Source organism: Frondihabitans sp. 762G35 (assembly GCF_002074055.1).
Taxonomy (GTDB): domain Bacteria; phylum Actinomycetota; class Actinomycetes; order Actinomycetales; family Microbacteriaceae; genus Frondihabitans.
Map to the genome: position 1 here is coordinate 1716535 of NZ_CP014619.1, position 22584 is coordinate 1739118.

Here is a 22584-nt window from a genome sequence, read left to right on the forward strand (position 1 = left end):
GGATCAGGGCGCTGGCGTCGGCGCGTCGACGGCCCCGCCGAACCGACGCGAGCGTCCGACGTAGGAGTCGATCGCGCCCCAGAGGTCCTCGCGGGTGAAGTCGGGCCACAGGCGGTCGAGGAACACCATCTCGGCGTAGGCCGATTCCCAGAGCTGGAAGTTGCTCGTCCGCTGCTCCCCTGAGCTCCGGAGGAAGAGGTCGACGTCGGGGAGTTCGGGCTGATAGAGGTGGCGCTGGATGACCTTCTCGGTGATGCCCGCCGGCTTCAGCCGCCCCGCCTCGACCTCGGCGGCGATGGACCGGATGGCGTCGGTCAGCTCGTTGCGACCGCCGTAGTTGACGCACATGTTGAGCGTCATCACCGTGTTGTCGCGGGTCGCCTCCTCGGCGACGCGGAGCTCGTTGATGACCGAGGCCCAGAGCTTGGGGCGGCGACCCGACCAGCGGATCCGGACCCCCCAGGCGTTGAGCTGCTCGCGCCGGCGGTGGAGGACCTCGCGATTGAAGCCCATCAGGAACCGCACCTCCTCGGGCGAGCGCTTCCAGTTCTCGGTCGAGAAGACGTAGACGCTGAGGTGCTTCACCCCGGCCTGGATCGCCCCGGCGACGACCTCGAGCAGAGCGGCCTCCCCGGCGCGGTGACCCTCGATGCGCGGCAGGCCGCGCGCGTTGGCCCAGCGGCCGTTGCCGTCCATGACGACGGCGACGTGCTCGGGCACCGACCCCTCGGGGTAGCGCGGCGGCTCGCCGCCCTGCCAGTCGAGGGGCTGGTAGACCATCTCGGTCGGCATCATGCGGCGGCCGAACAGGCCTCGGCGCTCACCGGACGCGGCTGGCGTGGACTTCACAGGACTTCTCCTCGGCGGGTGGTGGCGATGGTCCGGTCGACGTGCTGCAGGGACCGCAGCCCTCTCTCGAGGTGCCACTGGGTGTACGCGGCAACCACGCCGCTGGCCTGGTTGCGCGTGCTCTCTCCCGCGGCCTCGGCCGTCGGCCAGTCTCCGGTGAGGAGGGCGGCCAGGAGTCGCAGGGTCTCGGGGTCGAGCCGCGGCGCACCCGGAGGGGCGGCGGCATCGGCGACGACGCCTCCCAGCTGGACGACGAAGGCGGCGTGCGGGCCCGGCGCGCCGGTCACGGCGCAGTCGCCGAAGCTCGGTGCCCAGCCGGCGATGCTGAGGGCGCGCAGGAGGTACGAGTCGAGGGTGAGCTGCGAGTCGTGCTCGCGCCGCGCCAGGGCCCGCAGCGCACCGACGAGGAGGAGGTACTGCTGGAGCCCCGCCTCGGCGTCGGTCAGCTTGTCGGCCGTCTCCACCATCACGTTGGCGGCCGTGTAGCTGCCGTAGTCGGAGACGATGTCGGCGCCGTACGAACCGAGCGACTCGGCCTGCGTGACGATGTCGAGGCTCCTGCCCTCGTAGAGCTGCAGGTCGGCCACCATGAACGGCTCGAGCCGCGCGCCGAACTTCGACGCGGTGCGCCGGACGCCCTTGGCGACGGCGCGGATCTTGCCGTGCGACCGGGAGAGCATCGTCAGGATGCGGTCGGCCTCACCCAGCTTGTGGGTGCGCAGGATCACGCATTCGTCTCGGTACACGGGCACGAGTCCAGTATCCCCCGCGTGGCAGAATCGACCGGTGTCCGCCACAGCTCTCACCATCCCCCTCTGGGCGGATCTTCTCGCCGTCTCCATCGGGAGTCTCCAGGGGGCCCTCTTCGCGAGCCAGTTCCGCGACCGCCGGGTGGATCTGCTCGGCGTGGCGATCATCGGGACGGCGACGGGCCTCGGCGGGGGCATCCTGCGCGACCTCCTCCTCGGGGAGGTGCCGCGCGCCATGCAGAGCAACTGGTACCTCGCGGCCGCGGTCCTCGCCGCGCTCCTCGGGATGCTGCTGCAGCGCCTCTTCACCCGGCTCGCCGCCTTCATCACGGTCCTCGACGCCCTGACGATCGGCCTCTTCGGCGCGATCGGGTCGACGAAGGCCCTGGCGATGGGGTTGCCCGAGATCCCCGCCGTGTTCGTCGGCGTCGTGTCGGCCGTCGGCGGGTCGGTGCTGCGCGACCTCCTGATGAATCTCACCATCGCGATGATGCACGTCGGATCGCTCTACGCGGTCGCCGCCGGGGCGGGCACCGCGGTGCTCGTCGGTCTCGTCGCGTTCGGGGTGCCGACGCTCGTGGCGGCCCTCGCAGGAGCCACGACCACCGTGCTCCTGCGCCTGCTGGCCGTCCGCTTCGGGTGGACGCTCCCGGAGCAGCGCGCGCTGAGCCGCCTGCCCCGGTGGCGCCGGCCCCGCTGAGACGGCGACGCAGGGGGCGGCGCCCCGCTGGGGGCGCCACCCGCGCGTCAGGCGGAGGCCAGCTCCCGGTCGGCCGTCACGGAGCGGAGAGCGCGGTTGACCGCGGACACGATCGCCTTGAGCGACGCCGTCGAGATGTCGGCGTCGATGCCGACGCCCCAGAGGCGCGTGCCGTCGACGTCGAGCTCCACGTACGAGGCGGCCTGCGCGTCGCCCGAGGCCGAGAGCGTGTGCTCGACGTAGTCGTAGAGCTTCACGGTCACGCCCTGCGAGGCGAGGATGTCGATGAAGGCCGCGATCGGACCGGAGCCGACACCCTCGGTGGAGACGCGGTCGTCGCCGACCCGGAGGTCGACGGCGAGGTGCGTCTCGCCCGTCATGTCGCTCCGGGTGCCGGTGCGCGTGAGCTCGAACCGGCCCCACTTCGCCTCGGCGTCGGTCGAGGGCAGGTATTCGTCCTGGAAGATCGACCAGATCTGGTCGCTCGTGACCTCGCCGCCCTCGGCGTCGGTCTTGGACTGCACGACGCCGGAGAAGTCGATCTGCAGCTTGCGGGGCAGGTCGAGGGCGTGGTCGGTCTTGAGCAGGTACGCGACGCCGCCCTTGCCGGACTGCGAGTTCACCCGGATGACGGCCTCGTACGAGCGGCCGAGGTCTTTCGGGTCGACGGGCAGGTAGGGGACGGCCCACACGAGCTCGTCGATGGGGACGGAGCGCTCGGCGGCCGTGGCCGCCATGGCCTCGAAGCCCTTCTTGATGGCGTCCTGGTGCGAACCGCTGAACGCGGTGTAGACGAGGTCGCCGGCCCAGGGGCTCCGCTCGGGGACGGGGAGCTGGTTGCAGTACTCGGCGGTCCGCTTGACCTCGTCGAGGTCGGAGAAGTCGATCTGCGGGTCGATGCCCTGCGTGAACAGGTTGATGCCCAGCGCGACCAGGTCGACGTTGCCGGTGCGTTCCCCGTTGCCGAAGAGACAGCCCTCGATGCGGTCGGCGCCGGCCAGGTAGCCGAGCTCCGCCGCCGCGACGCCGGTACCGCGGTCGTTGTGCGGGTGCAGCGACAGGATGACGTTCTCGCGGTGGGCCAGGTTGCGCGACATCCACTCGATGGCGTCGGCGTAGACGTTCGGCGTGGCCATCTCGACGGTGGCGGGGAGGTTGATGATGACCTGGCGGTCGGCCGTCGGCTCGAACACCTCGATGACGGCGTTGCAGATGTCGCGGGCGAACTCGAGCTCGGTCCCGGTGAAGCTCTCGGGCGAGTACTCGTAGTAGACGGTGGTCTCGGGGATCGTCGCCTCGGCCGCCTTGCACAGCCGCGCACCCTCGAGCGCGATGTCGACGATGCCCTGGCGGTCGGTGCGGAACACGACGTCGCGCTGCAGGATGCTCGTGGAGTTGTACAGGTGGACGATCGCCTGCTTCGCCCCCGCGATCGACTCGTAGGTGCGGTTGATGAGGTGCTCCCGCGCCTGCGTCAGCACCTGGATCGTGACGTCGTCGGGGATCGCTCCCTCGTCGATGAGGCTGCGGACGAAGTCGAAGTCGGTCTGCGAGGCCGAAGGGAATCCGACCTCGATCTCCTTGTAGCCCATGCGGACGAGGAGGTCGAACATGATCCGCTTGCGCTCGGGGCTCATCGGGTCGATCAGGGCCTGGTTGCCGTCGCGCAGGTCGACGGCGCACCAGCGCGGGGCGACCTCGATGCGCTTCGTCGGCCAGGTGCGGTCGGGCAGGTCGACGGTGATCTGCTCGTGGTACGGGACGTACTTGTGGATCGGCATCCCGGACGGCTGCTGGGTGTTCTTCATGGGGTCTCCCTCTTCGACGAATGGTGATCAGGCCCCGGAATGGTCACGAGCACCGCGAACTCCGCGACGAGGGAGGCCTTAGAACGAGGTCTCGTCGCGGCAGCTAAGAAGGAGCAGGCCGAAGAACACGATCCCGACCCTAGCACCGCGCTCGGCGCCCCCGCCACGCCGGCCTCAGGACGTGACGGATCGCAGGAGCCTCGGCACCTGCCGCACGGAGAGCTCCGGGAGGTAGGCGCGCGCCAGCGCCGTCCCGATGGCGGGGAGCTGCAGCGGGTCGGGGTAGGCCATCAGGAGTGGGGTGAACTCGGGCTGGAACTTCATCTTGAAGGTGAGGAGCGACTGGAACCCGTAGGCGGGTTCGAGCACCCGGGCCAGGAACGACATGAGCCGCTCGGCCTGCGAGGCGTCGCCCCCGACCGGCTCCGACGAGGTGAGCGGCGCGGCGGAGAGGCTGACGAACTCGAGGCCCTCCTCCTTCGACTGGAGGGCCACCGAGGCGATGAGGAACTCCATCACGCCGTTCATACCGTCCGGCAGACGGCGCATGAAGTCGAGGGTCCAGCCGGTCACGGCCCCGTCGCGGTAGGTCGGGAGCCAGCTCGTGACGGCGAGCACCCGGTCGGCCTCGTCGATCGCCAGCATGAGGGCGACATCGCGGTCCATCAGCTCGTCGAGTCCGCCGAGGGTGAAGCCCATCTCGGGGAGGTCCTTCTCGGCCACCCACTGCTCCGAGATGTCCTCGATCTGGCGGGCGATCGCGGGGCGGAGGTCGGCGTAGCGCGTCCACTCGGCACGGACGCCGAGTTTCGCGGCCCGGTTGACGCTGGAGCGGACATCCTGCCATTTCTTGCCCTGCATCGCGAAGGTGCCGGGCCGCAGGACGGTCTCCTCGCCGACCGGGAGCGTCGACCAGCCGAGGTCGCGGAACACGGGGGCGAGGTCGTCGCGGACGCTGTAGAAGACGGGCACGAGACCGCGATCGTCGCACCAGCGCGCGAAGGCGAGAACGACCTCTGCGCTGCGGTCGTCGCCGCAGAGCGGATCTCCCGTCGTGAGGGCGATGTTCCCGACGACGCGGTAGGCGACGGCCGCCTCGCCGTCGGGGGTGAACCAGTAGGAGTTCCCCTCCCAGGTGGCCATGTGCGAGAGCCCCCCGGTGACACCGCGTCGCAGGATGCGCTCGATCGCGACCCGCTCCTGGGCGGAGTCACCTCGCGTGGACGCTCCCGCGGCGACGACGAGGCCGACGATGAGGACGACCCAGAACACCGGGCCGATCCACTCGAAGACGAGCCGGAGCGGACCGTCGACGGGAAGGGGCCCCAGGTGACGCGCTCCGAGGAACCCGACCGGCACGAAGCGCTCGGGCGCCGAGACGAGCAGGCGGACGAGGGTGACCGGCGTCGTGAACTCGTCGCGCCCCACGGTGCCCGCCAGGACGAAGACCGCCGAGAGGGCCAGGAAGGTCCCCGCGAGGGTCCAGCCGTAGCGGCGGAGAGCGCGGACCGGTGTCCTCACGGTGAAGTGGTGCAGGAACACGACCAGCACGACGGCGACGCCGAGGGGTGCGACGACGGAGAGGCCGCTCAGCAGAAGCCGCTCCGCGTGGTTGCCGTGCCGGGCGACCGCGGCCGACGGAGTCAGCGGCAGCAGCGCGAAGTAGATTCCCGCGAGGAGCGCGAGGAGGAGGTTCACGGCGACCGCCACGACGACCGCGAGGCGCCGCCCGCGGCGGATCAGCCGCGCCGCGACGAGCAGGGCGACGAGGGGCAGGATGCTCAGCAGCAGCGTGCCCGGACCGTGGAGGCCGACCAGCGCGGCGTCGTTCGTGCAGGCCGCACTCGCGGCGAGGCCGGTGCGCTCGGCCTCCTCGATCGAGCGCGCGCAGTAGGCGGAGAGCGGTCGGCCGGGCAGCGCCACGGCGAAGAGCTGACCGAGCGGCGCCAGGATGCCGACCGGCGCGCGCGTGAGGAGGGTCACGACGGGCCCGAGGGCGGTGATGGCCACGAGCGACGACAGCAGCACGCGGGCCTCGTGGTGCGAGCTCCGGGTCCACAGCCGGTCGGCGGCCCGCGCATGCGGGCGGAGGATCCGGCCGAGTCCGAGACCGGCGAGGGCCCCGACGAGGGCGTAGAGCCCCGAGGGGTGGCCGTCGTAGAGGAGGAACGCGGTGATCCCCGCGAAGCCGAGCACGCGGATCCTGCGCCGCCAGAGCGGACGCGCGAAGGCGCTGGCCGCCATGATCGTGCCGAGGGCCGGTGTGAACGGGTGCAGGGTCGAGTCGGCGGCGACCTGGATCGACCACACCTCCCCCACGGCGAGACCCACGGCCTGGACGGCCACGCCGACGACGGTGGCCACCACCCCCGTGACGACGTAGGCGAGCAGGGCCTTCCGCCAGCCCATCCGGCGCTCCGCCGCGCCGACGAGGACGAGGACGGCCGCGACGGTGGCGACGAGCTCGGGCAGGCCGCTGGAGAAGAGGATCGAGCCCAGCGTGCCCAGCCAGTCGAGACCGTTGGTGCGCTCGGCGATGCCGGCCCCGATGACGTCGCGCAGGCGGTCGGGCGGACCCTTGAGCGCGCTGCCGGAGACGAAGGCCAGGACGACGAGGATTCCCGCGACGACGACGCTGAGCGGCTGCGCGCGCGCGATGTCGGCCAGACGGTGGGTCGCGCGGCGGACGCGACCGGGTGTCTCCTCGAGCCGCGCCTCCGGCGGAGCGCCCTGGGCGACGCTCATCGGAGGGCCGCCTTCGCGAGGCCCCACCGGGGATACAGATCGGCGAAGCCGCGGGCGAACCCGAGGGAGGCCGTCGACCAGTCGTGGCCGCCCCCGGGTACGACGTACCGCGTGACCGCCATGCCGGCGGACCGGGCGTCCGCGGAGACGATCGTCATGCTGCGACCGTACTGCCGATCGGTCTCGCCCACGGCGAAGAACGCCGCCGTATCCGGGTAGGGCGCGTGGCGAGCGAGGATCGTCGCCGGCTTGGCCCGGTCGTACGCCGCCGCGCTTCCACCGAAGCCCTGGTCGATCGCCATCTGATCGGTCGTCAGCGTGGGGTACTCCTCGCCGGAGACGTCGAGGATGGAGCCGAACAGCCGGGGTTCCGCGGCGCCGAACTGGATCGAGCAGGTACCGCCCTGCGAGAAGCCGCCGACGGTCCAGGCGAGCCGCGACGACTCGACGTGCAGGTGGGTGCGGATCCAGTCGGGGACGTCGCGGGTGATGTAGGTGGCGCTGTTGCCGAGGGCGCCGTCGACGCACATCGGGTTGCCCGCCGACGGTCCGAGCTGGTCGGGAACGACCACGATCGGCGCCAGGCCGTGGTTGCGGGCGGCCAGGGCGTTCAGCGTGGCAGGAACGCCGCCGGACACCATGACGGTGTCGGGGCTGGCGGGCTGGCCCGACATCAGGATCACGACCGGGAGCGCCGGGCCGTTCTTCACCAGGGCGGCGGGCGGGAGGTAGACCTCGGCCGGACGCGCGGCGAAGTGGGAGATCGTCGCCGGGATCACCACCTGGCCGACCTTCCCCGTCTTCGGCATGAAGAGCGGCGGGTGCCAGGTCCGGTAGAGGAACGGGTTGAAGACGGAGCCGAGCGACACGACGGCCGTGCCCGGCTTCTGTCCCAGGGCCGAGGGCAGCCGGAGGTCCGGCGCCTGGGCGGTGCCGAGCAGTTGGCCGGGGGTGAGGTAGAGGTCGACGTCGCGGTTGATCGCGAGGGCGCCGGCGAGCAGGAACGCGATCATCGCGACGACGGCCACGATCTTCCGCCGCCACCGCGCCAGCACCACGTTCGCGACGGCCACCGCGAGCCCCGCGACGACCGCGCCGGTCCAGATCCGGTCGACCCAGGTCGGGGTCACGCCGAAGGCGTTCTGCACGTCACCCACGTACCAGATGAGGACGCCGCCGAGGACGGCGCCGATCACCACCACGAGCGGCAGGATCCGCCACCACACGCGAGCGCCGCGGGGTCGCGTCACGAGGACGAGGGCCAGGAGCACCGCGACGACGTCGACGACGGCCAGCACGGTCGTGGACGTCAGGGGCAGGTTCTCGAACCAGGTCGCGATGCTCATGGGCGCAGGTGATTCCGTTCTGTGAGCCCGGTTCCGGGCCGTTCCCGGCCCCTCCCCGCGAAGGGCCGCAGCAATCATGGAGCCGGATCGTCTGTGAGCGATCCGTACCTCGGCTGATTGAAAAGGATTCGTTGCCTGAAAGTGATGTCTGCGTCTTCGCTGAAGACGGCGTGGCGCTAGGCGGTCAGACCGTGCTCGTAGGCGTAGACCACGAGCTGCACCCGGTCGCGGAGGGAGAGCTTCGCCAGGATCCGGGAGATGTGCGTCTTCACGGTGGCCTCGCTGAGGTACTCCAGCTGCGCGATCTCGCTGTTGGACAGCCCCCGGGCCGCCGACTGGAAGATGTCGCGCTCGCGCGTCGTGAGCGACGCGAACTGCGGCGGGACCGCCTTCGTGGCGCTCGCCCGGCCGTCGAAGTGCTCGAAGAGCTCGCGCGTGGCCGAGGCGGCGATGACGCTCGTGCCCGCGTGGACCGTGCGGATCGCCGCGAGGAGGAACTCGGGGTCGCTGTCCTTCAGGACGAAGCCGCTCGCTCCTCCCCGGATCGCGCGCGTCGCCGCCTCGTCGAGATCGAAGGTCGTGAGCACCAGGATGCGCGGGGCGCGACGCCCCTCGCGATCCGCCTGCTCGAGGATGGCGGCGGTCGCCGCGATCCCGTCCATCACCGGCATGCGGATGTCCATCAGGACGACGTCCGGGTGCGTCCGCGCGACGACCTCGACGCCCTCCTCGCCGTCGCCCGCCTCCCCCACGAATTCGAGGTCGCGCTGCGACGAGACCACCATGCGGATGCCGGCCCGGAAGAGGGCCTGGTCGTCGACGAGGACGACCTTGATCGTGCTCGCGGTGGCCTGCGCCGTGGTCGAGTCGGGAGCGATGCTCATCGGAGACGAACCTCCTGGGTCAGTGCGGTGGACGGGATGTTGGCGCGGACGATGAAGCGGCCGCCGGCCTGGTGGGTCGTGAGGGTGCCTCCCGCCAGGGTCGCACGCTCGCGCATGCCGACGACACCGTGACCACGGCGCTCGTCGGGCCGGAACTGGCCGCTCGTGGTCAGAGCGTCGGGATCGATGGGGGCGCTGGGCAGGAGCGTGCTCGCGATGACGATCGTCAGGTCGTCCGGACGCCAGTCGAAGAGCACGTCGACGGTGGCCTTCGTGTCGCCGTGGCGGAGGACGTTGGTCAGCGACTCCTGCACGATGCGGTAGATCGCCAACTGGCGGTTGCTGCCGAGCTGAGCCGGTGTCCCGCTCGACCGGAGGTCGATCGACAGACCGGCCGTGGTCATCTGCTCGACGAGCTTCTCGAGGTCGCCGAGGACCGGTTGCGGGGCGGCACCCTGACTGTGCCGGAGCTGGCCGAGCAGGACGCGCACCTCGACGAGGGCCTCCCGAGCGGTGGCGGCGATCGTCGTCAGCGACTCCTCGACCGTGTCGGGATCGGCGCGGTACGAATAGCGGGCCCCGTCGGCCTGCGCGATCACGACCGCGAGCGAGTGCGCCACGACGTCGTGCATGTCGCGGGCGATGCGGCTGCGCTCCTGCTCGACGGCGATGTCGCGTTCGGCCCGCGCGGCCTCCCGCTCGGCCCGGGCGGCGTCGCCCTCGGCGCGCGCGGCCTCCCGCTCCGCGACGAGCTGCGCGTCTCGACTGGTGCGGGCGTCGACGCGGGTGCGCACGAGCTGGCCACCCACCCACGGCAGCCCCAGCAGGGCGAGGAATCCGAGGAAGGTGATCCCGATCTGCAGGAGCAGTCGGACCAGGTCGGTCACGGTGCTCACGTCGTGGAGGACGCCGAAGATGGCGAACTGCGCGAAGGTGACGTAGAACATGCCGATCGCGGCGCCGACACCGACCGACACCAGCCCGATCCACTTGATGCGCTGCGAGCCGTAGGCCGCCGTCGCGTAGAGCACGGCGCAGATGGCGAGGTTCGAGACCTGGGGCGTCGAGAGGGTCAGCATCTCGAAGGCGGCGACCGCCCAGGCGATCGACAGCGCCGTCCCCGGAGAGAGTCGACGGAAGACGAGGCTGACGACCATCCCGAGCGTGATGAGGACCGAGAACGGGTTCGCGTGGACGTCGAAGACGAGCGTGATCAGCCCGACGGCGACGGCGACGACGACGTCGGCGACGACCTGGCGGGACGTGAGGCGGCGCATGATCACCCCACCACCGTACGGTTCCGGCGGCCGTCCGTCAGCGCGGACGGCCCGCGGAACGACTTCCGGCGCGCGGAATCATCCGGTCGATGTAGTCGCTCCGGCGCTGGGCGGGCGGTGATCAGAAGCCGAGTCGCCCGAGCTGCTTGGGGTCGCGCTGCCAGTCTTTGGCCACCTTGACGCGGATCGACAGGAAGACCTGCTTGCCGACGAGCGGCTCGATCTGCCGGCGGGCCCGCTCGCCGACCTCCCGGAGACGCTCTCCGCGGTGGCCGATGATGATGCCCTTCTGGCTGTCGCGCTCCACGAAGAGGTTGGCGTAGATCTCGACGAGCTCGCGGTCGTCGCGCTCGACGATGTCGTCGATCGTCACGGCCAGGGAGTGCGGGAGTTCGTCCTGCACGCCCTCGAGCGCCGCCTCCCGGACGAACTCCGAGATGCGGTCTTCGAGGAGCTCCTCGGTGACCACGTCGGCCGGGTAGAGCTGCGGCGAGACGGGCAGGAGCTTGATCAGCTCCGAGGCGACGATGTCGAGTTGGATGCGGCTGACGGCGGAGAGCGGGACGATCGCCTCCCACTCGCGGAGGGCGCTCACGGCGAGGAGCTGCTCGGCCACCGTGGCCTTCGAGGCGACGTCGATCTTCGTGACGATCGCGACCTTCTTCGCCCGCGGGAACGCGTCCAGCTGCTCGTTGATGAACCGGTCGCCGGGACCGAGCTTCTCGTTCGCCGGGATGCAGAAGCCGATCACGTCGACGTCGCCGAGGGTGTCCTGGACGACGGTGTTGAGACGCTCGCCGAGCAGCGTCCGCGGGCGGTGCATACCCGGCGTGTCGACCAGGACGAGCTGACCGTTGCGGTGGTGCACGATGCCGCGGATCGCTCGCCGGGTCGTCTGCGGCTTGGACGACGTGATCGCGACCTTCTCGCCGACGAGGGCGTTCGTGAGCGTCGACTTGCCCACGTTGGGACGGCCGACGAACGACACGAAGCCGGCGCGGTACTCGGGGGTGGCGGGGGTGCTCATCGGATGGCCCTGTCGTCGGTGGTGCGGGAGGTCGTGCGATCGGAGGCATCGGAGGCGTCACCGGAGGGGCCGGCCGGGGCGGTGACCCCGTCGGCCCCGTCACGGGCGCCGGCGCCGCTGGGCGCGTCGGCCGAGCCGCGGCGGGAATCGCCGCCCTGGTCGCGGCGCTCACCGAATGCGGCGAGACTGTCGCTGAGGGCGGAGTCGCGCTCGACGCGGACCGTCTGGAGGTCGCGGCGACGCCCTTCGGTGCGCGTGGCGGTCAGGATGAGGCCGGAGACGACGGCCCGGGAGCCGCGCTCGGGCAGCTTGCCCAGCGCCTTGGTCAGGAGGCCGCCCACGGAGTCGACGTCGTCGTCGTCGAGCTCCAGGCCGAACAGGTCGCCCAGTTCGTCGACGGGCATCCGCGCGCTGACGAGGTGGACGCCGTCGGAGACCTCGCGGTGGTCGACGACGGCGAGGTCGTACTCGTCGCTGATGTCGCCGACGAGCTCCTCGATGAGGTCTTCGAGGGTCACCAGGCCCGCGATGCCGCCGTACTCGTCGACGACCATGGCCAGGTGGTTCTTCTCGGCCTGCATCTGACGGAGCGTCTCGTCGGCCCTCTTCGACTCGGGGACGAACACGGCCGGCTTCGCGAGGTCGGAGGCGTGGCGGACGGCTCCGCCGCGCCGCTCGTGCAGGAACCGCGCCGCGTCGCGGAGGTACATGACTCCGAGGACGTCGTCGCTGTCGCGCCCGATCACCGGGACGCGCGAGACGCCCTTGCCGAGGAAGACCGCCATGGCCGCCTCCACGGTCTGGTCGGCGTCGACCGTGACCATGTCGGTGCGCGGGACCATCACCTCGCGGATGACCGTCTCGTTGAACTCGAAGATCGAGTGGATGAGCGTGCGGTCGTCCTCGTCGAGGACCTCGAGCTCCGTGGCCTCGTCGACCATGCTGAGCAGCTGCTCCTCCGACGAGAACGACGCGCTGCGGGGCCGACCGGGCGTGACCCAGTTGCCGATCGCGACGAGGGCGTCGGCCAGCGGGCCGAGGACGACGCGGATCAGCCGGATCGGGCCGGCGAACACGGAGACGAGACCCCGGGCGTGGGCGCGCCCGACGCTCCTGGGGCTCGAGCCGACGAGCACGAACGAGACGGCGGTCATGATGAGCGCCGACAGGAGGAGCGCCCACCACCACTCCGGGATGGCGTAGGCGAACGACAGAGACACGAGCACCGCGGCCGCGGTCTCGGCCAGTACCCGCATGAAGTTGATGGCGTTGATGTGGGCGCCCACGTCGTCGGCGATGGCGGACACCGCGCGCCCGCCGCGACGGAGCGACCCGGCCAGGTCGAGCAGATCGTGCCTGCTCAGCACCGCGAGGGCGGAGTCGGCCGCCGCGAGGACCCCGCCGAAGACGACGAGGACGACGGCCGCCGAGACGAAGATCGCGATCATCACGGGCGACTACCGACTTCGGTGGTCGGCGTCGGCGAAGGCCGCGATGATGCCGTCCTGGATGCCGAACATCTCGGCCTTCTCGTCGGGCTCCGCGTGATCGAAGCCCAGCAGGTGCAGGATGCCGTGGGTCGTCAGCAGGAGCATCTCGTCGAGCGCGGAGTGACCGGCCGTCACGGCCTGGGCGGTCGCGACCTGGGGGCAGAGCACGATGTCGCCGAGGAGGCCGGGGGGCGTCGGGTCCTCCTCCGTGCCGGGACGGAGCTCGTCCATCGGGAAGCTCAGGACGTCGGTCGGGCCGGGTTCGTCCATCCACTGGACGTGGAGCTGCTCCATGGCGCCCTCGTCGACGAGGACGATGGCCAGCTCGGCCTCCGGATGCACGTGCATCTGGTCGAGAGCGAAGGTCGCGAGACGCAGGATCGTGGGCTCGTCGACCTCGATGCTCGACTCGTTGTTGATCTCGATGCTCACGCCGCGCCTCCTGCGCTGTCGGCCGACGGGGTCGGCGTCGCCGCGGGTGCCTGCTGCGCCTCGCGAGCGGCCTGGCGGGCGTGCTGGGCGGCCTGCTTCTCGGCGTCGTACTTGGTGTAGGCGTCGACGATCCGCGCGACGAGGGTGTGCCGCACGACGTCGTCGCTCGTGAGGCGGGCGAAGTGGATGTCGTCGATCTCGTCGAGGACCCGCGTGACGAGCTGGAGACCGCTCGACCCGGTCGGGAGGTCGACCTGCGTGATGTCGCCCGTCACCACCATCTTGGAGCCGAAGCCGAGACGGGTGAGGAACATCTTCATCTGCTCGGGGGTGGTGTTCTGGGCCTCGTCGAGCACGACGAAGGCGTCGTTGAGCGTGCGGCCTCGCATGTAGGCCAGCGGCGCCACCTCGACGGTGCCGGCCGCGAGGAGCTTGGGCACGATCTCGGGGTCCATCATCTCGTTGAGGGCGTCGTAGAGGGGCCTCAGGTAGGGGTCGATCTTGTCGGTCAGGGTGCCGGGCAGGAACCCCAGGCGCTCGCCCGCCTCGACGGCGGGGCGGGTCAGGATGATGCGGGACACCTCGCGGCGCTGCAGGGCCTGGACGGCCTTCGCCATCGCGAGGTAGGTCTTGCCCGTGCCGGCCGGGCCGATGCCGAACACGATGGTGTTCTCGTCGATGGCGTCGACGTACTCCTTCTGACCCAGGGTCTTCGCCCGGATGCTCTTGCCCTTGTTGGTCACGATCGCCGTGCCGAAGAGCTCGACCGGGTGGCCGCGACCCTCGTCGAGGATCCGCCCCGTGGTGACGACCTCGGCCGGACCGACGTCGTGGCCGTTCCGGACCATGGCGACGAGCTCGTCGACGAGCCCGCGAGCCCGGGCGACCTCCGCGGGAGGACCCTCGAGGGCGACCTCGTTGCCCCGGACCAGGACCCGGACCGCTGGGTACTGCTTCTCGACCGTGCGGAGCAGGCGGTCGTGCGGGCCCAGGAGCTGGACCATGGCTACCCCGTCGATGACGAGGTCGACGCGCTCCGTGGCCCCTTGCGCCCGAGGAGCGTCGGAGCCGGAGACGGATTCGTTGCGTGGACTGCTAGGCAAGTGAGCCTTCCTGGAGGTGCCCCGCCATGACGTGGGCGTGGACGTGGAACACGGTCTGACCGGCGGCTTCGCCGGTGTTGAAGATCATGCGGAACTGACCGAGCGGGAGGTCGCCCATCAGCGCAGGATCGGAGGCGAGCCGACCCGCGACGGCCACCACGTCGGCGAGGAGCGCCGCGTCGCCGGCTGCCAACTCGCCGACGTTCGCGTAGGCCTGCGTCTTGGGCACGACGAGGAGGTGGACGGGTGCCTTCGGCGCGATGTCGCGGAAGGCGATGACGGTGTCGGACTCGTAGACGATCTCTGCCGGGATCTCGCGCGCGACGATGCGCGTGAAGATGCTCGGCTCGACGGCTGCTTCGGTACCCATGCGTTCCATCGTACCGGCGGGCGCCTCGGCGCAGCCGGGGTTCTCCACAGGCGTCACCAGCGCCCGAGGAGGACGCTGAGGACGGCCAGGGCGGCGGGGCCGGCGGTGGAGGTCCGCAGCACGGAGTCGCCGAGCCGGACGGCACGGGCTCCTGCCCGTCCGAGCGCCTCGAGCTCGTGCGGGGTGACGCCGCCTTCGGGGCCCACGACGACGAGGACGTCGCCCGTGCCCTCGGTCGGAAGCGTGATCGACGAGAGAGCGACGTCTGCCGTCGGCTCGAGGACGAGCACGTCGGCACCCGCCGCCCGCTCGACGAGCTGCGCGGTCGAGACGACCTGGGCGACCCGCGGCTGCCACGGCCGGACCGACTGCTTCGTCGCCTCGCGCACGATCGACTGCCACCGCGCGACGCCCTTGGCGATCTTCGGTCCCTCCCACCGGGAGACGCTCCGACCCGCGGACCACGGCACGACCTCGTCGACGCCGAGCTCGGTGGCGGCCTGGACGGCCAGCTCGTCGCGGTCGCCCTTCGCCAGCGCCTGCACGAGCACGAGACGACGCGGGGGCGCAGGATGCTCGGCGACCTGCCCCACGGTCAGCACGAGCCGCTCCCCCGACGCCTCCCGCACCTCCCCCTCGACCACGAGGCCCCGGCCGTTCCCGACCCGGAGCACCTCGCCCGGGCGGACGCGGCTCACCGTGACGGCGTGCCGCGCCTCCTGCCCGGTCACGACGACGTCGGAGCCGACGGCCGTCGTCTCCAGGTCGTCGACGAGATAGAAGTGGGCCACGATCAGAAGTTGAGGAACCGGTCGCGGAGCTTGCCGAACAGCCCCTGCTGGAACTGCGAGAGCTGCGGCTTGTCGTGCTTGCGACCCGAGGCGAACTTCTCCATCAGCTCCCGCTCCCGGTGATTGAGCTTGGTGGGGGTGACTACCTGCACACCGATCTTGAGGTCGCCGCGACCCGTTCCGCGGAGCTTCGTGATGCCCCGCTCGCGGATCGTGATGACGTCGGCGCTCTGCGTGCCGGGCTTCACCTCGACCTGGACGTCACCGTCGAGGGTCTTGATCGTCGTCAACGTCCCGAGGACGGCGTCGGCCATCTGCACCTCCAGCGTCGCGAGGAGGTCGTCGCCGTTGCGGCTGTAGACGTCGTGGTGCTTCACCTTGACCTCGAGGTAGAGGTCGCCGTTCGGGCCGCCGGCCGGGCCGACTTCGCCCTGGCCCGGCATCTGCAGCCGGATCCCGGTGTCGACACCGGCCGGGATGTCGACCGGGATCGTTCGACGGGCGCGGACGCGGCCCTGGCCCTGGCAGGTCGGGCAGGGGTTGGGGATGACGGTGCCGTAGCCGCGGCACGTGCCGCAGGGGCTCGAGGTGACCACGTTGCCGAGGAGCGACCGCACGGTGCGCTGGATCTGGCCCGAGCCACCGCAGATGTCGCACGTCTGCGGGCTGGTACCCGGCGCACAGCAGGACCCCTCGCAGGTGGAGCACAGAACGGCCGTGTCGACCTCGATGTCGCGCTGGACGCCGAACACGACGTCCTCCAGCTCGACCTCCAGGCGGAGCAGGGCGTCCTGACCGCGCTCGCGCCGGGAACGCGGGCCCTGGCGCTGCTGCGAGCCGCCGCCGAAGAACGCGTCGAAGATGTCGCCGAAGCCGCCGGCTCCGCCGCCCGGGAAGCCCGCCTGCGGACCGGCGTCGTAGCGCTGGCGCTGCTGGGGATCGCTGAGGACGTCGTAGGCGTGCGTGACGTCCTTGAACCGCTCGGAGGCGTCCGAGCTGGGGTTGACGTCGGGGTGCAGCTCGCGCGCGAGCTTGCGGTACGCCTTCTTGATCTCCTCCGGGGTCGCGTTGCGGTCGACTCCGAGAACGTCGTAGTGATCTGCCACTGGTCTCCGTCTTGCTTCTTGTCGTGTCGGGCGGTGTCGTGTCTGGGGGTGTGGTGTGTTGGGCTGTCGTGCGTGTCGTGTCTGCGGGTGTCGAGGGCGCGGTCGCGGCGCATGTCGTGCGGACGGCCGCGCGGCGCCGACCCGTCGGGCGTCTAGCGGTCGCCGAGGAGGCCGCTGAGGTATCGGGCGACCGCGCGGACCGCGGCCATGTTGCTGGAGTAGTCCATCCGCGTCGGGCCGAGGACGCCGAGTCGGGCGATCTCGCCCCCGTTCGCGGTGTAGCCGGACGCCACCACCGAGGTCTGCGAGAGGCCGAACGACTCGTTCTCCCGGCCGATGGACGCCACGACATCGACCTCGCCCGCGCGCATCTCGCCGAACAGGCGGAGCAGAGTCACCTGCTCCTCGATGGCCTCCAGGACGGGGAAGAGCGAGCCCGAGAAGTCGTCCTCGGTGAGCACGAGGTTCGCGGCCCCGGCCATGACGAGGCGTTCCTGTCGACCGGCGGCGACCTGCTCCTGCAGTCCCGCGGTGACGGCACGGACGAAGTCGTGCCGCTCCGGACGGAACATCCCCGGCAGGTCTCCCAACCGCTGCGCCGCCTCGCCGAGCAGCGCTCCGCCGACCAGCGCGTTGACCTTGGCCCGCAGCTCGCCGAGGAACGCCTCGTCGACGTCGGCCGGAGCCTCGACCACGCGCTGCTCGACCTGACCGGAGTCGGTGATCAGGACGGTCATCACCCTCGTCCCGCTCAGGCGCACGAGCTCGACGTGTCGGACGGAGGCGTGCGAGAAGGTCGGGTACTGGACGAGGGCGACCTGGTTGGTGAGCTGCGACAGGAGCCGGACGGTCCGCGAGAGGACCTCGTCGAGGTCGGACGAGTTGCCGAGGAAGGTCTCGATGGCCGTGCGCTGCGCCGCAGTGAGAGGGCGGAGGTCGGCGAGGTGGTTCACGAACAGGCGGTAGCCCTTGTCGGTCGGCACGCGACCCGACGACGTGTGCGGGGCGGCGATCAGCTCCTCCTCCTCGAGGAGGGCCATGTCGTTGCGGATCGTGGCCGCGGAGACCCCGAACTGGTGCCGGTCGACGATCGACTTCGAGCCCACGGGCTCGCGCGACTCGACGTAGTCGTGCACGATGACACGCAGGACTTCGAGACCTCGTTCGCTGACCACGCGCACCTCCCTGACCTCGACGCTGGCACTCCATCGATAAGACTGCCAATCGTACTCCACTCGGGACGAATCACTCTGGCGCGGAGCCCTCACGACCGATATGCTCGGCGCCGATTCGCCACCTCGATCGGCACACCCGCCGGTCGGGCAGGCGGCACGACCGGGACGATTGGTGGCACTCGAATGACCGATACACCTCCCCCTCCCCCGCAGGGTGATCCCCTCGGGTCGGAACGACAGCCGAACGGCCCGGGAGCCCCGGGAGAGCCCTACGGCGGCGGCTACCAGGCGCCTCCGCTCCGCCCGGAGGACGAGAAGCTCTGGTCCACCCTGATCCACATCGGTGGGATCTTCTTCAGCTTCGTGCCGGCGATCATCGGCTACTTCGTGCTGCGCGATCGGGGCCCCTTCATCAAGGAGCACACGCGGGTCGCGCTGAACTTCCAGCTGACGATGCTGATCGGCTACGTGGTCGGGACGATCCTGTCGGTGGTCGGTATCGGATTGCTCATCGACCTCGCCGTCTGGGTGGTGACGATCGTCTTCTCGATCATGGCGGCGATCGCCGCGAACCAGGGCCGCTACTCCAAGTACCCGCTGTCGATCGAGTTCTTCAAGAGCTAGCCGCGACGTCGAAGCGGTCGCTCAGTCGCCGAGGAGGCGACGCACGACCGCGTCGGCGAGGAGCCGCCCGCGGAGCGTGAGCCGGATCGTCCCGGCGATCGCCTCGCGGCCCTCCACGAGACCGTCGGCGATGAGGCCGGCGACGCTCGATCGCCCCGCGTCGTCGAGTTCGTCGACGCGCAGTTCGTCGCGCACGCGGACGGCAAGCAGGATGCGCTCCGTCGCCCGGGTCTCGTCGTCGAGCGTCTCGCGGCCCGCCGCGGGCGAGACCCCGGCCAGGATCCGCTCCGCGTACGCCGCGGGGTGCTTCACGTTCCACCAGCGCACTCCGCCGACGTGGCTGTGAGCACCGGGACCGACGCCCCACCAGTCGTGCCCCTGCCAGTACGCCAGATTGTGCCGCGAGGCGTGCGCGTCGCCACGGGCCCAGTTGCTCACCTCGTACCAGGAGTACCCGGCCTCCGCCAGGAGAGCGTCGGCGAGCTCGTACATGTCGGCCGCCGTGTCGTCGTCGGGCCGCGCCACCTCACCCCGCCGGATCTGCCGGGCGAGCTTCGTGCCCTCCTCGACGATGAGCGAGTAGGCCGACAGGTGATCCGGCCCCTCCGCGAGAGCCGCTTCGAGCGACGCGCGCCAGTCGTCGAGGGATTCGCCGGGTGTGCCGTAGATCAGGTCGAGGCTGACGTCGAGCCCGGCCTCGCGGGCCCACCGGACGACGAGCGGAACACGGGCCGGGTCGTGCGTGCGTTCGAGGGTGGCGAGCACGTGCGGCACGGCCGACTGCATGCCGAAGCTGACGCGGGTGAATCCCGCCTCGCGGAGCTCGTCGAGGTAGGCGCGGTCGACGGAGTCGGGGTTCGCCTCGGTCGTCACCTCGGCGGTGTTCGACAGGCCCCACGCGTCGCGGACGGAAGTGAGCATCGCGGCGAGATCGGACGCCGGAAGGAGGGTCGGTGTTCCGCCTCCGAAGAAGACGGTGGAGACGGGACGCTCGGGGAGGCCGGCCCGCTCGAGGACGGCTCGGGCGGAGGCCACCTCGGCGACCGCCTGCGATGCGTAGTCGCTGCGTCGCACCCCGCGGAGCTCGTCGCCGGTGTACGTGTTGAAGTCGCAGTAGCCGCAGCGCACACGGCAGAACGGAACGTGCAGATAGACGCCGAAGTGGCGGTTCTCGGCGCCGTCGCGGACGCTCTCGGGCAGGAGGCCGTCGGCGGGAGCGGCGTCGGCGATCGGGAGGGTGCTGGGCACGCCGGTCAGTCGCCCACGAGCACGCGGAGGTAGCGCTGGGTGTACTTCTTCTGCTGGGCCCGCAGGAACGGCGACACGAGACGCCACTTCCAGGTCGACGGGCGGGAGAACGCCCGGATGGTCAGCCAGACCGAGCCGTCGTCGGTCTGATCGATCACCCACGACTCCTCGCCGCTCTCGGGGTGGCCCTCGAGCGTGCCGTAGGCGAAGCCCCGGCGGGTCGGCTCGTCGATGACGTAGACGACGCGGACCGGCGCCTCGACGTGGCGGCCGTAGGCCTTCATGAGCAGGGTGGCGGTGGTGCCGGCCGTGAGGAACGGCTCGCCCTCCGGCGAGAAGTGCGACTCGCTGTCGGGCGCGGCATAGTCCGCAGGATCGAGGGGGTTGCCCTCGTCGTCGAAGGTGACGGGCGTGTAGGCGCCCTCGTGGACCGCCGGCACGTCGTCGACACGGACCTCGATGCCGCTGCGCTCCTGCACCTTCCAGGTCAGCAGAGCGGCGGCAGCGGCCTCGAACCGGGCGTCGCCGTGGCCGATGCGCGTGCGGTACTCGACCGGGCGGAACCCCTTGGGCGGGTACTGCAGGAGGTCGGGGGCCTGCGTCGCTCCGACCTGCCCGTAGGTGGTCTGGGTGTCGGTGTGGGTTGCTCGGCGCATTCGCTCAGTCTAGCTTCGGCACCCTGCGGGCCGGCTTCCGCCCCCGTCGGCCGGCCTCGGTGCCCGTCGGCCGGTCTCGGTCGGCGGCGGCTCAGGCGCGGTTGCGAACGCTCCGCACGACCCAGCCGATGACGGCGAGCACCACGATCACGATCCCGATGAAGAGCAGGAACTTGAGCGCGGCGACGAAGATGCCGAAGCCGAAGAGGACGACGCCGACGATGATCGCGATGATGAGAAGAGCAGGCATACCTCCAGCATGCCCGTTCCGCACCCCGGAGGACCGCTACTTGTCCTTCTTCTTCTCCGTGTCGCCCGACAGCGCGGCGATGAACGCCTCCTGGGGGACGTCGACGCGACCGATGGTCTTCATTCGCTTCTTGCCCTCCTTCTGCTTCTCGAGCAGCTTGCGCTTGCGGGTGATGTCGCCGCCGTAGCACTTGGCGAGCACGTCTTTCCGCATCGCGCGGATCGACTCGCGCGCGATGATCCGGGCGCCGATGGCCGCCTGGATCGGCACCTCGAACTGCTGCCTCGGGATGAGTTCCCGGAGCCGCCCCGTCATGAGGACGCCGTAGGCGTACGCCTTGTCGCGGTGCACGATGGTCGAGAACGCGTCGACCTGCTCGCCCTGCAGGAGGATGTCGACCTTGACGAGATCGGCATCCTGCTCGCCGCTCGGCTCGTAGTCGAGGGAGGCGTAGCCCTGCGTCTTGCTCTTGAGCTGGTCGAAGAAGTCGAAGACGATCTCGCCGAGCGGCATGTTGTAGCGGAGCTCGACGCGGTCCTCGCCGAGGTACTCCATGCCGAGGAGGGTGCCTCGTCGGCTCTGGCAGAGCTCCATGATGACGCCGACGTAGTCTTTCGGCGCCAGGATGGCCGCCTTGACCATGGGCTCCGCGACGGAGGCGATCTTCCCGTCGGGGAACTCGGACGGGTTCGTCACGGTCACGGTCTTGCGGTCCTCGGTGGTGACCTCGTAGACGACGCTCGGCGCCGTGGTGATGAGGTCGAGGTTGAACTCGCGCTCGAGACGCTCGGTGATGATCTCGAGGTGCAGGAGCCCGAGGAACCCGCAGCGGAACCCGAAGCCGAGCGCGACCGACGTCTCGGGCTCGTAGACGAGCGCCGCGTCGGACAGCTTCAGCTTGTCGAGGGCCTCGCGCAGGATCGGGTAGTCGCTCCCGTCGATCGGGTACAGCCCCGAGAACACCATCGGCAGGGGCTCGGTGTAGCCGGCCAGCGCCTGCGTGGCCGGCTTCGCGGCCGTCGTGACGGTGTCGCCGACCTTCGACTGGCGGACGTCTTTCACGCCGGTGATGAGGTAGCCGACCTCGCCGACGCTGAGACCCTTGCTGACGGTCGGCTCGGGCGACGAGACGCCGATCTCGAGGATGTCGTGCACCGCGCGGGTGGACATCATCTGGATCTTCTCGCGCGGCTGGAGGGTCCCGTCGATCATGCGGACGTAGGTGATGACGCCGCGGTAGCTGTCGTAGACGGAGTCGAAGATCATGGCGCGCGCCGGGGCGTCCTTGACGCCCTTGGGCGCGGGGATCCGATTCACGACGACGTCGAGGAGCTCCTCGACCCCGACGCCCGTCTTGCCGCTCACGCGCAGGACGTCTTCCGGCCGGCCGCCGATGAGCTGGGCCAGCTCGCCGGCGTACTTCTCGGGGTCGGCGGCGGGGAGATCGATCTTGTTCAGCACCGGGATGATCTCGAGATCGTTCTCGAGCGCCAGGTAGAGGTTGGCCAGCGTCTGGGCCTCGATGCCCTGCGCCGCGTCGACGAGGAGGATCGCACCCTCGCAGGCCGCGAGCGACCGGGAGACCTCGTAGCTGAAGTCGACGTGACCCGGCGTGTCGATCATGTTGAGGGCGAAGGTCTTCCCGTCGACCTCCCACGGCATGCGCACGGCCTGGCTCTTGATGGTGATGCCGCGCTCGCGCTCGATGTCCATCCGGTCGAGGTACTGGGCGCGCATGGCGCGATCCTCGACGACGCCCGTGATACCGAGCATCCGGTCGGCGAGAGTCGACTTGCCGTGGTCGATGTGCGCGATGATGCAGAAGTTGCGGATGTTCTCGGGCGCGGTCGACGCGGGCTCGAGGGCGGTTGCTGCTTTGGGGCTCACGCTGTCTTTCTGGCCGGAGTGCTGATTCGGGTTCGGATGATTCTCCCATGCGCGGGCACGCGTGGGC

21 protein-coding genes are annotated in these 22584 nt (G+C 70.6%); 2 read left to right on the top strand and 19 right to left on the bottom strand.

Translation table 11 applies throughout. The annotated features are described in order from the left end of the window. Positions 1-3: 3 nt before the first annotated feature. The gene (locus AS850_RS08275) at positions 4-795 is read right to left on the bottom strand and encodes an isoprenyl transferase (RefSeq protein WP_119870216.1); all 792 of its coding nucleotides are present in this window, start codon (positions 793-795) and stop codon (positions 4-6) included. A gap of 50 nt (positions 796-845) precedes the next feature. Continuing rightward, positions 846-1601 (bottom strand): DNA repair protein RecO, encoded by a 756-nt coding sequence (gene recO, locus AS850_RS08280; RefSeq protein ID WP_119868682.1) that lies wholly within the window; start codon positions 1599-1601, stop codon positions 846-848. 34 nt (positions 1602-1635) lie between these two features. Between recO and AS850_RS08285 the strand changes: the two genes are divergently transcribed. Then, on the top strand, positions 1636-2298 hold the full coding sequence (locus AS850_RS08285) for a trimeric intracellular cation channel family protein (RefSeq protein ID WP_236940653.1): 663 nt from the start codon (positions 1636-1638) through the stop codon (positions 2296-2298). Positions 2299-2345: 47 nt separating this feature from the next. Here AS850_RS08285 and leuA read toward each other — a convergent pair whose 3' ends face one another. From leuA to hrcA, 13 genes are all read right to left on the bottom strand, one after another. After that, positions 2346-4106 (bottom strand): 2-isopropylmalate synthase, encoded by a 1761-nt coding sequence (gene leuA, locus AS850_RS08290; RefSeq protein WP_119868684.1) that lies wholly within the window; start codon positions 4104-4106, stop codon positions 2346-2348. A 174-nt stretch (positions 4107-4280) separates the two neighbouring features. Beyond that, positions 4281-6851, bottom strand: a complete 2571-nt coding sequence (locus AS850_RS08295; RefSeq protein WP_123955475.1) for a bifunctional lysylphosphatidylglycerol flippase/synthetase MprF — start codon at positions 6849-6851, stop codon at positions 4281-4283. Next, positions 6848-8197: an alpha/beta hydrolase gene (locus AS850_RS08300; protein WP_119868686.1), complete on the bottom strand. Its 1350-nt coding sequence runs from the start codon at positions 8195-8197 to the stop codon at positions 6848-6850. Before AS850_RS08300 ends, AS850_RS08295 begins: the two co-directional genes overlap by 4 nt. A 176-nt stretch (positions 8198-8373) precedes the next feature. Continuing rightward, positions 8374-9081 (bottom strand): response regulator, encoded by a 708-nt coding sequence (locus tag AS850_RS08305; protein ID WP_119868687.1) that lies wholly within the window; start codon positions 9079-9081, stop codon positions 8374-8376. Then, complete coding sequence (locus tag AS850_RS08310; RefSeq protein WP_236940909.1) at positions 9078-10358, bottom strand: sensor histidine kinase; 1281 nt, start codon at positions 10356-10358, stop codon at positions 9078-9080. Before AS850_RS08310 ends, AS850_RS08305 begins: the two co-directional genes overlap by 4 nt. 121 nt (positions 10359-10479) lie before the next feature. Beyond that, positions 10480-11385 (bottom strand): GTPase Era, encoded by a 906-nt coding sequence (gene era, locus AS850_RS08315; RefSeq protein ID WP_119868689.1) that lies wholly within the window; start codon positions 11383-11385, stop codon positions 10480-10482. Further along, on the bottom strand, positions 11382-12833 hold the full coding sequence (locus AS850_RS08320) for a hemolysin family protein (protein WP_173795183.1): 1452 nt from the start codon (positions 12831-12833) through the stop codon (positions 11382-11384). Before AS850_RS08320 ends, era begins: the two co-directional genes overlap by 4 nt. A 9-nt stretch (positions 12834-12842) precedes the next feature. After that, positions 12843-13307: an rRNA maturation RNase YbeY gene (ybeY, locus tag AS850_RS08325; protein ID WP_119868691.1), complete on the bottom strand. Its 465-nt coding sequence runs from the start codon at positions 13305-13307 to the stop codon at positions 12843-12845. After that, positions 13304-14311 carry a PhoH family protein gene (locus tag AS850_RS08330; RefSeq protein WP_119868692.1) on the bottom strand — a complete coding sequence of 336 codons (1008 nt, stop codon included), beginning with the start codon at positions 14309-14311 and terminating at the stop codon, positions 13304-13306. Before AS850_RS08330 ends, ybeY begins: the two co-directional genes overlap by 4 nt. Before the next feature lie 91 nt (positions 14312-14402). Then, the gene (locus AS850_RS08335; protein WP_119868693.1) at positions 14403-14780 is read right to left on the bottom strand and encodes an HIT domain-containing protein; all 378 of its coding nucleotides are present in this window, start codon (positions 14778-14780) and stop codon (positions 14403-14405) included. A 53-nt stretch (positions 14781-14833) separates the two neighbouring features. After that, on the bottom strand, positions 14834-15571 hold the full coding sequence (locus AS850_RS08340) for a 16S rRNA (uracil(1498)-N(3))-methyltransferase (protein ID WP_119868694.1): 738 nt from the start codon (positions 15569-15571) through the stop codon (positions 14834-14836). 2 nt (positions 15572-15573) lie between these two features. Continuing rightward, positions 15574-16677 (bottom strand): molecular chaperone DnaJ, encoded by a 1104-nt coding sequence (gene dnaJ, locus AS850_RS08345; protein WP_119868695.1) that lies wholly within the window; start codon positions 16675-16677, stop codon positions 15574-15576. A gap of 152 nt (positions 16678-16829) precedes the next feature. Beyond that, complete coding sequence (hrcA, locus tag AS850_RS08350; RefSeq protein WP_119870217.1) at positions 16830-17852, bottom strand: heat-inducible transcriptional repressor HrcA; 1023 nt, start codon at positions 17850-17852, stop codon at positions 16830-16832. 183 nt (positions 17853-18035) lie between these two features. On the opposite strand from hrcA, the gene AS850_RS08355 reads away from it, so the two are divergent. Next, positions 18036-18476, top strand: coding sequence for a DUF4870 domain-containing protein (locus AS850_RS08355; protein WP_119868696.1), 441 nt, complete (start codon positions 18036-18038; stop codon positions 18474-18476). A 21-nt stretch (positions 18477-18497) separates the two neighbouring features. Here AS850_RS08355 and hemW read toward each other — a convergent pair whose 3' ends face one another. The 4 genes from hemW to lepA form a co-directional block, all read right to left on the bottom strand. Beyond that, on the bottom strand, positions 18498-19724 hold the full coding sequence (gene hemW, locus AS850_RS08360) for a radical SAM family heme chaperone HemW (protein WP_119868697.1): 1227 nt from the start codon (positions 19722-19724) through the stop codon (positions 18498-18500). Positions 19725-19729: 5 nt separating this feature from the next. Continuing rightward, the gene (locus tag AS850_RS08365; protein WP_119868698.1) at positions 19730-20380 is read right to left on the bottom strand and encodes a DUF1990 family protein; all 651 of its coding nucleotides are present in this window, start codon (positions 20378-20380) and stop codon (positions 19730-19732) included. A gap of 91 nt (positions 20381-20471) precedes the next feature. Next, positions 20472-20630 carry a hypothetical protein gene (locus AS850_RS16515; protein WP_164088419.1) on the bottom strand — a complete coding sequence of 53 codons (159 nt, stop codon included), beginning with the start codon at positions 20628-20630 and terminating at the stop codon, positions 20472-20474. A 36-nt stretch (positions 20631-20666) separates the two neighbouring features. Further along, positions 20667-22517, bottom strand: a complete 1851-nt coding sequence (gene lepA, locus AS850_RS08370; RefSeq protein ID WP_119868699.1) for a translation elongation factor 4 — start codon at positions 22515-22517, stop codon at positions 20667-20669. Positions 22518-22584 lie beyond the last annotated feature (67 nt).